Origin of the sequence: Maribacter sp. LLG6340-A2 (genome assembly GCF_045057105.1) — a bacterium.
GTDB lineage: Bacteria > Bacteroidota > Bacteroidia > Flavobacteriales > Flavobacteriaceae > Maribacter.
On the sequence record NZ_CP159332.1, the window covers coordinates 2998427 to 3012554 of the forward strand.

The 14128-nt window shown below is 38.0% G+C and carries 12 protein-coding genes; 10 read left to right on the top strand and 2 right to left on the bottom strand.

From position 1 onward, the window contains the following. Position 1: 1 nt before the first annotated feature. From ABVM52_RS12615 to ABVM52_RS12655, 9 genes are all read left to right on the top strand, one after another. Entirely contained in the window at positions 2-787 is a 786-nt protein-coding gene (locus tag ABVM52_RS12615; RefSeq protein ID WP_405385128.1) for a gluconate 5-dehydrogenase, read from the top strand. Then, positions 787-2205 carry a glucuronate isomerase gene (uxaC, locus tag ABVM52_RS12620; protein ID WP_405381016.1) on the top strand — a complete coding sequence of 473 codons (1419 nt, stop codon included), beginning with the start codon at positions 787-789 and terminating at the stop codon, positions 2203-2205. The genes ABVM52_RS12615 and uxaC overlap by 1 nt, the downstream gene beginning before the upstream one ends. Before the next feature lie 22 nt (positions 2206-2227). Next, entirely contained in the window at positions 2228-3268 is a 1041-nt protein-coding gene (locus ABVM52_RS12625; protein WP_405381018.1) for a PfkB family carbohydrate kinase, read from the top strand. 68 nt (positions 3269-3336) lie between these two features. After that, positions 3337-4008, top strand: a complete 672-nt coding sequence (locus ABVM52_RS12630; protein ID WP_405381020.1) for a bifunctional 4-hydroxy-2-oxoglutarate aldolase/2-dehydro-3-deoxy-phosphogluconate aldolase — start codon at positions 3337-3339, stop codon at positions 4006-4008. A 1-nt stretch (position 4009) separates the two neighbouring features. Further along, positions 4010-4990, top strand: a complete 981-nt coding sequence (locus ABVM52_RS12635) for a TRAP transporter substrate-binding protein (protein ID WP_405381022.1) — start codon at positions 4010-4012, stop codon at positions 4988-4990. Positions 4991-4993: 3 nt separating this feature from the next. After that, positions 4994-5452 carry a TRAP transporter small permease gene (locus ABVM52_RS12640; RefSeq protein ID WP_405381024.1) on the top strand — a complete coding sequence of 153 codons (459 nt, stop codon included), beginning with the start codon at positions 4994-4996 and terminating at the stop codon, positions 5450-5452. Continuing rightward, positions 5452-6747, top strand: coding sequence for a TRAP transporter large permease (locus ABVM52_RS12645; RefSeq protein ID WP_405385129.1), 1296 nt, complete (start codon positions 5452-5454; stop codon positions 6745-6747). Before ABVM52_RS12640 ends, ABVM52_RS12645 begins: the two co-directional genes overlap by 1 nt. Positions 6748-6773: 26 nt before the next feature. Then, positions 6774-8210, top strand: coding sequence for a tagaturonate reductase (locus ABVM52_RS12650; RefSeq protein ID WP_405381026.1), 1437 nt, complete (start codon positions 6774-6776; stop codon positions 8208-8210). 16 nt (positions 8211-8226) lie between these two features. Further along, positions 8227-9843 (top strand): UxaA family hydrolase, encoded by a 1617-nt coding sequence (locus ABVM52_RS12655; RefSeq protein WP_405381028.1) that lies wholly within the window; start codon positions 8227-8229, stop codon positions 9841-9843. Positions 9844-9858: 15 nt separating this feature from the next. On the opposite strand, the gene ABVM52_RS12660 is transcribed toward ABVM52_RS12655, so the two are convergent. Together ABVM52_RS12660 and ABVM52_RS12665 are read right to left on the bottom strand one after the other, a co-directional pair. After that, a complete protein-coding gene (locus ABVM52_RS12660; RefSeq protein ID WP_405381030.1) occupies positions 9859-10884 on the bottom strand; it encodes a LacI family DNA-binding transcriptional regulator in 1026 nt (341 codons plus the stop codon). 212 nt (positions 10885-11096) lie between these two features. Next, the gene (locus tag ABVM52_RS12665; protein ID WP_405381032.1) at positions 11097-12386 is read right to left on the bottom strand and encodes a nucleoside hydrolase-like domain-containing protein; all 1290 of its coding nucleotides are present in this window, start codon (positions 12384-12386) and stop codon (positions 11097-11099) included. Positions 12387-12696: 310 nt separating this feature from the next. Here ABVM52_RS12665 and ABVM52_RS12670 point away from each other — a divergent pair, with 310 nt between their 5' ends. Then, entirely contained in the window at positions 12697-14115 is a 1419-nt protein-coding gene (locus ABVM52_RS12670) for a glycoside hydrolase family 28 protein (protein WP_405381034.1), read from the top strand. The last annotated feature ends 13 nt before the right edge of the window (positions 14116-14128 follow it).

Sequence of the window (14128 nt, forward strand, 5' to 3'; positions counted from 1 at the left end):
GATAACTATGTTTGATCTTACTGGAAAACGTGCATTGATTACTGGAGGTACCCATGGTTTGGGTATGGCTATGGCAGAAGGTCTTGCCAATGCTGGTGCAGAACTTATCATTACTGGAACTACGCCCGCCAAAATGGACGATGCGCTTTCAAAATATAAAGAAAAGGGTTTTAAAGCGTCTGGATATATATTTGATATAACGGATGATAAATTGGCCGCAAAAAAAGTAGAGGAAATTATTACCGATGGTGGCGAAATTGATATCTTGGTCAATAACGCCGGTATCATTAAACGTGAACTGGCCACTACCATGCCTGTTGATGATTTTAGAAGGGTAATTGAGGTGGATCTTGTAGGTGCATTTATCATGTCCCAATTGATCGGGAATAGAATGATCAAAAACGGAGGTGGTAAAATAATCAATATCTGTTCTATGATGAGCGAGCTGGGTAGAAATAGTGTTTCTGCGTATGCGGCCGCTAAAGGAGGTTTAAAAATGTTGACCAGAAATTTGGCTACGGAATGGGCCAAGCACAATATTCAGGTGAACGGTATAGGACCAGGTTATTTTGCTACATCGCAAACAGCACCAATACGTGTAGATGGCCATCCTTTTAACGAATTTATTATTAACAGAACACCGGCCGCAAGGTGGGGAGATCCTAAAGACTTGGCAGGAACTGCGGTTTTTTTGGCCTCCAAATCAAGTGATTTTGTCAACGGACAAATAATATATGTAGACGGCGGTATTTTGGCTACAATCGGTAAACCATCAAATGAAAATTAATGAGTACTTCGGGAACAATGAACAATACTTATATAACAGATGATTTTCTTCTGGAGAATAAATTTTCGCAAAGACTATATCATGAGTTTGCATCTCCAATGCCAATTATAGATTATCATTGTCACTTACCTCCCAATGAAATAGCATCGGACAGAAGTTTTGAAAACCTTACCAAAATTTGGATCAATGGCGATCATTACAAATGGCGTGCTATGCGTACGTTCGGTATAGATGAAAAGTACATTACAGGAGACGTTCCGGATAAGGACAAATTTATACAGTGGGCAAAAACAGTACCTTATACCCTAAGAAATCCATTATATCATTGGACACATTTAGAATTATTAAGATATTTTGATATTGATAAACTTCTAAATCCAAATACGGCAAATGATATTTATGAAGAGGCGACTTCCAAGCTCCAGACTAAAGCATTTAGTTGCCAAAACTTGATCAATAAAATGAATGTGGAGGTCATCTGTACTACAGAAGATCCAATAGATAGTTTGGATCACCATGTACAGATTGCCAACAGCAATTTTGGGGTAAAGGTAAGTACCGCCTTTAGACCGGATAAGGCCATTTTGATAACGACAGATACTTATTTGGATTACCTTGATCAGCTATCTGAGGTAAGCGGTGTTTCCATAGATTCCTATAAATCGCTTTGTGATGCCTTGAGCCTACGTTTAGATTATTTTGAGCAGCATGGCTGTAAACTGTCTGATCATGGAGTAAGCTATGTTCCCTACCACGAATTCTCGGAAGCGGAAATTGAGACCATCTTTCAAAAAAGAAGAAATAAAAAAACATTGACCCTTGAGGAAGATGAAAAATTTCAAACGGCCATTTTATTGTTCTTGTGCAAACAATATCATGGACGTAATTGGATTCAACAGTTCCATCTAGGCGCATTAAGGAATAATAATGCCAGAATGAATCGTATTCTTGGCCCGGATACAGGTTGGGATTCTATAGGGGATTATGCACAAGCAGCAACCTTATCCAAGTTTTTAAATAGACTAGATGCCAGTGACAACCTTAGCAAAACAATTTTGTATAATTTAAACCCGGCCGATAATGAAGTCCTGGCCACCATGATCGGAAATTTCAATGATGGTAGGGTAAAAGGAAAAATGCAATTTGGATCTGGTTGGTGGTTTCTGGATCAAAAAGACGGAATGACCAAGCAAATAAATGCCCTTTCCAATATGGGACTTATAAGTTGTTTTATAGGAATGTTGACAGATTCCAGAAGCTTTTTGTCTTACCCTAGACATGAATATTTTAGAAGGGTGTTGTGCAACCTATTTGGACAGGAAATGCAAAATGGAGAACTACCGCAGGATTTTGATTTGGTAGGTGGTATTATTAAGGATATATGTTATAACAACGCAAAGGAATATTTCAATTTTTAATCAAATTACAATTCAATAAATAATGAAAAAAGTAGTCACTTTTGGTGAAATCATGCTTAGATTATCACCACCTGGATTTTTAAGATTTTCACAAGCCAATGAGTTTGATGTCGTATATGGTGGAGGCGAATCTAATGTTGCCGTATCATTGGCAAATTATGGTGTTCCCGTAGATTTTGTAACCCGTTTGCCAAAAAATGATATTGGTGAATGCGCTTTAATGGAAATGCGCAAAAGGGGTGTAGGCACCAGTAAAATTGTATTTGGTGGAGACCGTTTAGGTATTTATTTTTTGGAAACGGGCGCGGTGAGCCGTGGTAGTAAAGTGGTTTACGATCGTGCACATTCTGCAATAGCTGAAATTGAATCTGGGATGATAGATTGGGACGATGTATTTGATGGCGTTGAATGGTTTCATTGGACCGGTATTACGCCGGCAATTTCCCAAGGTGCGGCAGACGTTTGTCTAGAAGCGGTAAAAGCGGCCGATAAGAAAGGAATTATTATTTCTACGGATTTGAATTACCGGGCTAAATTATGGAAATACGGTGGGGACCGCGAAAAAATTATGACAGAGCTAACCTCATATTGCGATATCATTTTAGGAAATGAGGAAGATGCTGAAAAGCATTTTGGAATTCACCCAGAAGGTTTGGATGTACATAAAGATGGGGCAGATGTCAAGGCAGAAGCATTTTTATCCGTTTGTAAGCAAATGATGAAAAAATTCCCCAAGGCAAAAAAAGTAATAACAACTCTTAGAGGCTCAATTTCTGCATCGCATAATACTTGGGCCGGTGTGCTTTGGGATGGTAAAAAAATGTATGAAACACGCCAGTATCAGATCACGGATATTGTAGATAGAGTAGGTGGTGGAGATTCGTTTATGGGTGGTTTAATCTATGGGTTGCTTAAATACCCGGAAGATGATCAAAACGCATTGGATTTTGCAGTTGCCGCATCTTGCTTAAAGCATACCATAAAAGGAGATGCCAACTTATCAACCATAGAAGAAGTAGAGAAATTAATGGGAGGAGATGCCTCTGGTAGGGTAGCTCGTTAACAGATAACAATAGTAATGGTCGGTACGTGAAAGACTAGTATCGGCCAATTTTAAATCTAAGAAAATAAATGGCACAATATTCAAGATTGGAAGTTGCGGCGGTAATGAAGGAAACCGGTATGGTACCCTTGTTTTATCACGCTGATATAGAACTGGGCAAAAAAGTTATGAAGGCTTGCTATGATGGTGGAGCTAGATTAATGGAATTTACCGCTAGGGGCGATTTTGCCTTTGAGGTATTTTTGGAATTGAACAAATTTGCGGTAAAGGAATTACCGGGTATGATTATGGGCGTTGGTTCTATTACCGATGCTGCTGCAGCTAGTTTTTATATGCAGATGGGAGCAAATTTTATTGTAACTCCTTCTTTGCGTGAAGATATTGCCATTGCATGTAATCGTAGAAAAGTATTATGGTCACCGGGCTGCGGCTCTTTGGCAGAAGTAAATAGGGCAGAAGAGCTTGGATGTGAAATCATTAAATTATTTCCTGGCTCCACCTACGGACCTGGCTTTGTCAAAGCAATAAAGGGACCACAACCCTGGACTAGTGTAATGCCCACAGGTGGGGTAAGTACGGAAGAAAGTAATTTAAAAGGTTGGTTTGATGCCGGTGTTACCTGTGTAGGTATGGGGTCTAAATTAATTAGCAAAGAGGTACTTGCCAATAAGGATTATGCAGGTCTTGAGAAAAAAGTGGCAGATACCATGGCACTTATTAAAAAAATTAGATCCACATAAGATGATGACACGCAAGAGTATTTTAATCCTATTACTGTGCACCATAGCTTTTTTTGGCTGTGGTGTGGACAATGAAACGAAAACAATACGTCTGGGCCATGGGCTAGACGTTAGTCACTCTGTCCACAAAGCCATGGTCAAAATGGGTGAAGATTTACTTGAGCGTTCAGGAGGAAGACTTAAATTAGAGATTTACCCCAGCCAACAATTAGGTACGGAACGGGAATGTCTGGAGCTTTTGCAGATCGGAAGTTTGGACATGACCAAAGTTTCCGTAGGGGTGTTAGAGAATTTTGCTCCTAAAACCAGAGTATTGGGTTTGCCGTTTCTTTTTAGAGATCGGCAACATTCCTTTAATGTTCTAGATGGGCCCATTGGTCAAATGCTGTTGAACGAAGGTGAAAAGTATTGGCTAAAAGGCTTAGGTTATTATGATGCCGGTAGTCGTAGTTTCTACACAATGAACAAACCTATTGAAAAACCTTCTGATCTGGAAGGTGAAAAAATAAGGGTAATGGAAAGTGTTACGGCGGTTAATATGGTAAAAGCATTAGGTGGATCGCCAACTCCCATTTCATGGGGAGAACTATATACTTCCTTACAACAGGGAGTGGTAGATGGGGCAGAGAATAACCCACCCAGTTTTTATCTTTCCCGCCATTATGAGGTCTGTAAATATTATTCCTTGGATGAGCATACCGTGTTGCCAGATGTATTGCTCATTGGCACCTATGTTTGGGATAAGCTGAGTAAGCAAGAGCAAACATGGTTGAGCCAAGCGGTCAAGGAATCTGTAAAGTACCAACGTATTCTTTGGGCAGAGGCAGAGGCAGAAGCATTACGGGAGGTTCAAAAAGCAGGTGTTGTAGTAAGCAGGCCAGATAAAAGCCTTTTTGCGGAAAAAGTACAGGGCATCTATGAAAGCTATAAGGACGATGCGGAAATATACCCACTGATAAAAAAAATCCAAGAAACCCGTTAAGCTATGAGACGTAAAATTGATGCTGTTTTAAGCAAAACATTAGTTGTTATTATGGCTGTTATGGTTATTAACGTTCTGTGGCAGGTGTTCACCCGTTACGTAACAGGTAACCCAAGTTCTTTTACAGATGAGCTCGCAAGATATCTAATGATATGGATTGGTGTATTAGGTGCAGCATATGTGTCTGGAAGAAACTTACACGTGGCCATAGATATATTGCCCACGCGGCAGAACAAAAAAACTCAAAAAAAGCTGAAGGTCATTGTCACCATTTTAGTTATTCTATTTGTTTTTTTTGCTTTTGTCATAGGAGGCTCTAGATTGGTCTATATATCTTACGTACTAGGACAGCAATCACCCGCATTACAAGTACCCTTGGCCTTGGTTTATATTATAATACCTATAAGTGGACTGTTGATCATGTACTACAAAATTTCTGATTTAAATACTAAAGAATTATGATGGAGCAAATTCCAATACTCGTTTTGGTCATAAGTTTTGTTTGCCTTTTGGCCATAGGTACACCGGTTGCATGGAGCATTGCTATATCCTCGTTATTGACCATGTTGGTTAGTATTCCGGCCATGCCGGCTTTTACCACCGTTTCTCAACGTATGGCTACAGGTCTTGATAGTTTTGCATTGTTGGCCATTCCCTTTTTTATACTGTCCGGTGAACTCATGAACAAGGGCGGTATTGCTAACCGGCTCATTGCTTTTGCCAAAACATTGGTGGGTTCCTTACCTGGTGGCCTTGCCTTGATCAATGTTATAGCGGCCATGTTAATGGGTGCCATAGCGGGGTCCGCCATGGCGTCTGCTTCTGCCATGGGCAGTATTTTAGGACCGGAAATGGAAAAGGAAGGATACTCAAAGGAATTTGGTGCTGCGGTGAATATAACATCTGCTACTACAGGGTTGATCATTCCGCCCAGTAATGTACTGATCGTTTATTCCTTGGCCAGTGGTGGAGCATCTATAGCCGCGTTGTTCTTGGCAGGTTATATTCCTGGAATCATGACCGGATTGTTCTTAATGATCGTTGCGGCATTTTGGGCAAAAAAGAAAAAATATAAAATAGGTAAACGTAGCTCCTTGAAGGAAGTGACCAAAACCTTCATAGATGCCATGCCCAGTTTATTTATGCTGGTAGTGGTTATAGGCGGTATCGTTACCGGTATCTTTACAGCTACTGAAGCATCGGCCATTGCCGTTTTGTATAGTTTGGTACTTGGTTTTGTCTATAAAGAAATCGATTTTAAGAATCTACCACAAATTCTTTTAGATTCATCGGCAACTACTGCCATAGTCATGTTGTTAATAGGGTCATCCATGTGCATGTCCTGGGCATTGTCCTATGAGAATATTCCACAGGATATTAGTAGTGGATTGTTAAGCTTAAGTGATAATAAAATTGTTATACTGCTAATCATTAATCTTTTACTACTATTCGTAGGTATTTTTATGGATATGACACCGGCAGTGCTCATTTTTACTCCAATATTTTTACCTGTGGTAACCAAATTGGGTCTAGACCCGGTTCATTTTGGGATTATTATGGTCTTAAACCTCTGTATAGGGCTCTGTACTCCTCCTGTTGGCTCAGTCCTATTTGTTGGGGTAGGGGTAGCTAAAACCACCATAGAAAAAGTATTTAAACCTTTATTACCGCTATTTATAGCAATGATCGTTGCATTATTCTTGGTTACCTATATTCCTCAGCTTAGTTTATGGTTGCCTAGTCTTTTCGATCTTTAAGAGAATTATCCATTTGAAATAAAATCATGCAAAAATTAAATAGAGAAAGTGCAGGTGTTTCCGCTACGTTACCTATAAAGATTGTCCAGTTTGGCGAGGGTAACTTTTTAAGGGCTTTTGTAGAATATGCATTTCAAACCTTGAACAAAACAACCCAATTTAATGCAGGTATTGCAGTGGTGCAACCCATAGATAAGGGAATGGTGCAAATGTTGAACGATCAAGATGGACTTTATACCTTGTTCACAAAAGGTATTAAGGATGGTAAGGAAGTAGAGGAAAAAGAATTGATCACCAATATTGTAAAAGGTATTGATCCATATAAGGATTATGCCTCTTATCTAGACCTTGCCAAAGAAGAAGAACTGCAATTTATTGTATCCAATACCACAGAGGCAGGCATTGCCTATCTAGATACGGATACGCCAAATATGACCCCACCTAATTCATTTCCGGCAAAATTGACCAGATTGTTATATGAGCGTTTTAATCATTTTAATGGTGCCGAGGATAAAGGGTTAACGATAATACCTTGTGAATTGATCAATCATAATGCTGATACGTTAAAACAAATAATCCTAGAATATATTTCACTTTGGAATTTAACCGATGATTTTAAATATTGGCTATTAAAGAGCTGTTCGTTTCACAATACATTGGTAGATAGAATAGTACCTGGGTATCCACGGGATCAAATTGATGATTACAATAAACAATTGGATTATAAGGATAATTTGATCGTAAGTGCAGAGACATTTTTTTTATGGGTAATTGAAGGGGATGAGGTATTAAGAGAGAAGCTGCCTTTTCATAAGACGGATTTGGATGTAAAAATTGTAGAGGATATGCAACCATTTAGAACACGAAAAGTTCGTATCTTAAATGGCGCACATACGGCAATGGTTCCTTTTTCCTTGCTATATGGTAATGAAACCGTAAAGGAAACAGTAGATGAAGACTTTACCGGACCTTTTATAAGGTCATTGGTATTTGAAGAAATTATTCCCACTTTAGATATGGAACAAGAGGAGTTGGAAACATTTGCAAATGCTGTTTTTGACAGATTCAGGAATCCGTTTGTAGTACACCAATTGGCCAGTATTGCATTGAATTCCATCTCTAAATTTAAGGTAAGGGTACTGCCTAGCTTGTTAGCGTATGAACAACGTAAAGGTAAATTGCCAATGCGTACGGTATTTGCTTTTGCGTGCTTAATTCGCTTTTATAAAGGTGCATATAACGGTAAACAATTACCGATCAATGACGATGAGGCAATTGTTGCTGAGTTTTTGAGTATTTGGCAGTTTGATAATGTTAGGAATGTGGCACAACAGGTTTTGGCTAAACAGGCATATTGGGGCAAGGATTTAAATACTATAAACGGACTTACCGATGCCGTGGCCAATTCATTGGAAATGATTGAAAAATTTGGTGTTAAAGAAGGCTTTTTAAAGTTGAGCTAGCGATAAAAAATTCTCCATGCAAAAAAAATTGATAAAAGTACAAGAAGAAGATAACGTGGCGGTGGCCTTGGTAGATTTGGTACAAGGTGATCGGGTACAATTTAATGGTGAAGAAATTATCATCCTGTCCAATACCAAAGCCAAACATAAAATTGCAATAACGGATTTTGAAAAGAACAGTCAAATATTCATGTATGGGGTCTTGGTAGGAAAAGCATTGTACCCCATAAAAAAAGGAGATGTCCTTACTACGGAAAATATTGTTCACCAAAGTGATGTTGTTACCAAACGCACCAAATCGGTAACTTGGAAGGCACCGGATATATCCAAATGGAAGGATAGGACTTTTATGGGCTACCATAGGCCAGATGGTCAAGTAGGTACACAAAATGTATGGCTCTTCTTTCCGTTGGTCTTTTGTGAAAATAGAAATATTGAAGTGCTCAAAGAGGTTTTTGAGAAGGAACTTTCCATGGGCAAAGAGCGCAAGCAAAGGCAATTGCTTCGAAATTTAATCAATGGTGAGGATGCCGATTTTGATGATGGGAAAGCGGAAATAGGTTCAGAGACCTTTGATAATGTGGAGGTCAAATTCATAACCCATCAAGGAGGATGCGGTGGTATTAGACAAGATTCCCAAACTCTGGCGAAACTTTTGGCAGGGTATGTAAAAAACCCAAATGTTGCCGGTGCAACCGTGTTGAGCCTTGGGTGTCAAAATTTACAAATCGATTTATTGAAGAATGCCCTGAATACTATTGATCCCAATTTAGAGAAGCCTGTTCTTATTTACGAGCAGCAGCAAATGGGTACGGTAGATGAAATGTTGAATACGATTATTAAAGATTCTTTTGAGGGTATAAAAGCTGCAAATTCCATTCCGCGTAAACCGGCCTCTATTTCAAAACTGAAAATGGGATTGGAATGTGGCGGTTCTGATGGCTTTTCCGGTATATCTGCCAATCCAGCTTTAGGATATGCATCAGATATTCTTGCCGCTGTAGGTGGCTCACCCATTCTTTCAGAATTTCCTGAACTTTGTGGGGTTGAACAAGAGTTGGTCAATAGATGTGTAAGCGATGATGATGCAGAACGTTTTATGAAACTTATGAAAGCTTATGAAGCTTCTGCCGAAGCAGCAGGGTCTGGTTTTGATATGAACCCTTCGCCAGGAAACATAAAGGACGGATTAATAACGGATGCCATGAAATCTGCCGGTGCTGCCAAAAAAGGCGGAACATCGCCTATTGTTGCCATTTTAGATTATGGGGAGTACGTAAAGAAACCAGGTTTAAACCTACTTTGTACCCCGGGCAATGATGTGGAAAGTACTACCGGTATGGTTGGTTCTGGCGCTAATATTGTTGTATTTACAACAGGTTTGGGTACGCCAACAGGAAACCCTATTGCACCGGTCCTTAAAGTTTCTTCCAATACTATTTTGGCTGAGCGTATGCCAGATATCATAGATATAGACACGGGCGGTGTTATCCGCGGTGAGAAATCTATAGAGGAAATGGGAGAGGAAATCTTGGAATATGTTATTCAGGTGGCAAGTGGCACCATAATGGCAAAGGCCGACCAATTGGGGCAGGATGATTTTATACCATGGAAAAGAGGGGTCTCTCTTTAAATTTAACCTGTTTGTTTAATCTTTTTTACTAGAAGATTTTCTAATGATCAATTTTATAGGAAGTACCACTTTTTTATGAATTTTGATAGATTGGTCATTTTCCATTTGTTCCAAAAATACTTTGGCCGCCATTCTACCCATTTCCACAGGCGATTGATCTACGGAACTTATAGAAGGGTTCATGTATTGCGTAAAAGGTTCGTTACTAAAACCTACTACACAAAATTCTTCGGGTATTTTAATGGACAGATCCTGAAGATATTTTACAGCACCCAGCAAGCCATTATCCGTAGACGAGAAAATGGCATCCGGTGGTTCGGGAAGATTCATTAAAATCTTTGCTGCTTCCATTCCTGCTTCAATATCGCTTTTTAATGGAATAACATACATAGGGTTAAACTCTAAGCCATTGTCCAATAGTGCGTTTTTATATCCTTGTAAACGGTTTTTATATAATTCAAGTCCGTTGTTTACATAAAAATGAGCAATTTTTTTACATCCTTGGTCAATGAGATGTTGGGTAGCATCATAACCTCCTTGGTAATCATCTATAGTTACGGAACTGATATCTGGCAAATCATTGGGCTTTCTATCAAAAAATATAAAAGGAGTGGTTTTTTTGAGAACTGGGGTCAACTTTTCTTTTTCCTCAATGGTAAACGATGTTGAAAGTAATATGCCATCAACCTGTGCATTGATAAGGTTTTGGATAATTTTTAATTCCCGGTCCTTATCTTCATGTGTTTGTGCTATAATCACATGATACCCTTTAGGGTAGAGCTCATCTTCAATACCCCTAATGACGGATGAAAAGAAATTACGATTAATATAAGGGACCACAACACCAACATTATTGCTCTTGCCACTTTTTAGCGCCAATGCAAGCCTGTTTTGCTTATAGTTCATTTTGGCAGCCGTAGCAAGTACTAGCTGACGGGTGTTCTTACTAATTCTAGGGTTGTCATTTAAAGCTCTTGAAACTGTTGCGGCAGTAATATTCAGTTTTTTGGCAATATCGTAAATGGTGGTTTTTTTGGTCATTTTAATTTGGCTGCTTGTATCATCCAATTATTTAATTAAATAAAGTAGGTCATAATATTACCAATTACTAATGGGTAAAAATATTAATTATGATAATTATAAATGTTAATTAAGTAGATAATCATATTAAAAACTATATTTCCAATTCATTTTTATGGTTACTTATCTCATATTTTAGGGTTTAAATATAAGTTAATCTTAATAGTGGGCATTTATTCTTTTAACCAAGACCATCTTTTGGCCCAGTCTTCCAAAAACATTTTTCTGTGTTTTGAAATGGTTTTGGCACCTTGTTGCTCTCTAATAAAGTAGGTAGAATCTTCAATGTCACTATACCAGTTAGATCCTAGTTTATAATCACTTTGTTTAAATTTCCCTGGCCACGGTATGGTACTTACGTACGCTCCTTTTTGTCCATTAAAATCATTACTATCACTATTCAATACATATTTGCCAATCTCCGGTTTTTTAGGGGCATAGCGTACCGCATATGTTCCATTATCAATATAATAGCCAGGCCATGTTTGGTTGTTAATGGTAAATAAAAATGCAGTGGAATCTTTTGATATCATGGAAGGGGGACCCTTAAAACGATATTCTAGAACCTCATATGCCGATACTGTATCGTTAATTGTGCTATGATTCTCAAAAACGGTTCGTGAACTATGTTGAATGGGGATGAACCTACCGCCCCAACTCTCGCTGGTAGGGTCATTGGGTTCACCGCTCATTACATAGGCTAGTGAAGGGGTATCGCCCATTTTTATATCGCCGTTGTAAAAATTTTTAAAGGCATTGCCCATTGCACCGTTACCTTTGATATAGTTATCGTAAAAGGCATTACTTTTTAAATCTGCAGGTGAATCATTGTCCATAAACCACCCTCTATAGGTAGCATTTGCTTCGATCATCCAAAGGTCAGGATGGTGTTCTGCAATATATGAATACGCATTTACACTCCATTTTTTATTGGGTCCTCCAATCCAATACACCTTAATGTTTTCCTTAATTTCAGGGGCATCGTGTAAAGCTTGGGCCAGATCTTCAAGCCCTCCCCATACTAGGACCCATAGAGGTCGGTCGTCTTTTTTTTTTGCACATTTTATTATCCAGTTAGAACCCTTGGTGGGTAAAGAAAAACCTTTATAGGGCGCCGCATTGATTGCTCCTTGTTTACAAACAGATTTTAATGTGTTGGGCAAAGGAAACAATGCTGATTTCTTTTTTAAAAGTGGATAATCTTGTGCGTAAATATCAATAATTTTTATAAAATCATCTTTTCTTCCCGGTCCATAGGGTGATGATACCAGCCCTTCAATATCAAACAAATCGGCATACATGAATAAATGAATAGCAGACTGATAATCATCTGGGTCCGTACCACCAATATCGGAACTTATTAAAACACGTTTCTTATCAACGTTTTCTTCGACTTTTTTGCAGGAAAATAAAGTGTGAAGTAATGAGAAGGTAATTAGAACTAATAATGTCTGCTGTTTCATACTTATTTTAGGCGCCTATCTTTTTACAAGTGTTTATTTTACAATTCATAATTATTATGTTATCGATTACAAAAATGGTGAATAAGGTACTATTTAAGCTTTACTTCAATGATACTACCATAGTTAAATAATGTAATTAATGATTTAAAGGGTGCAATAATTGTTATTTGATAATATTTTACAGGTATTTTTGTTAAAAGTAAATTTTTTAATTTAAATATTTTGTTAAAGTATAAATAATTACCTACTATTGTGTAATCGATTACATATTGTTGCACATATTTTTTTTAATTCATTATACCAAACTCAATTGAAAAAACAACTAAAACTTCTGATTGCGGCACTGTGCTCTATAGCTTTCTTTCAGTCATGTGCTGAGAAAGAAAAAAAAATCTCTGACCCATGGGTGGGTATGGCAGAAATTTTAGATAATGTACAACCTCCAACATTTAAGGGTCAAATATTCAATATAATGGATTTTGGTGCCATTCCCGATTCTACCACTTTAAATACGACTGCCTTTCAAAAAGCAATAGCGGAATGTTCCAGTAGTGGGGGAGGTAAAGTTGTGGTCCCAAAAGGTAAATTTTTAACAGGTCCCATTCATTTAGATGATAATGTAAATCTTCATTTAGAAGATGAAGCGGAGATTTTATTTAGTACAGATTTAAATGATTACCCCATAGTTCATACTTCCTATGAAGGTACAGAGCTTATGAATTACTCTCCTTTAATCTATGCAAAAAATAAAAAGAATATTGCCATTACCGGTAACGGAATTTTAAATGGCCAGGCAAGCAATGAGTTTTGGTGGCCTTGGTGCGGAAATTCTAAATATGGATGGGAAGAAGGTGGACCAAAACAACATACTTCATTGGTGAAACTTAAAGAGGGGATGTCAGAAAAAGGGGTTCCTGTAGAAGAAAGAATTTTTGGGAATGGGGAGTTTTTAAGACCGACATTCATAGAACCTTTTGAGTGCGAGAATGTGTTAATTAAAGATATAACTATAATAAATGCTCCATTTTGGGTTATTCATCCCCTAAAATCAGTGAACGTTACGGTAGATCATGTTACGGTGAATAGTCATGGTCCTAATAATGATGGTTGTGATCCTGAGTACTCCAAAAATGTTGTAATTAAAAATTCTACGTTCAATACCGGTGATGATTGTATTGCAATTAAATCCGGAAGAAATGAAGATGGTAGAAGAGTTGGCATTAAAAGTGAAAATATAGTAGTCCAGAATTGTAAAATGATAGATGGCCATGGTGGTGTGGTCATAGGTAGTGAAATATCTGCAGGTGTAACCAATGTCTTTGTTGAAAACTGCACTATGGATAGTCCTAATTTAGACCGGGCGATCCGTATTAAAACGAATACAAAAAGAGGGGGCACGGTAGGAAATGTATATGTAAGGAATTTAAAAGTAGGCCAGGTTAAGGAGGCTGTGTTAAAAATCAACCTTTTTTATGGGATTTATGGAACTCAGGAAGGCGATTTTATGCCAGAGGTACGCAATATAAACCTAGAAAATGTACAAGTGGAAAATGGCGGTCAGTTTGGCATTTTGGCCAAAGGTTATGCGCAGTTGCCCATTGAGAATATCACATTTAAAGATGTAAACATAAAAAGAGTAGACTCTTTATATGCCTTGGAAAATGTTAAGAATTTAAACTTTATAAATACATATATCAATGGAAAAAAAATGAACTCAATTACAAATTAACTTAATCATTCAC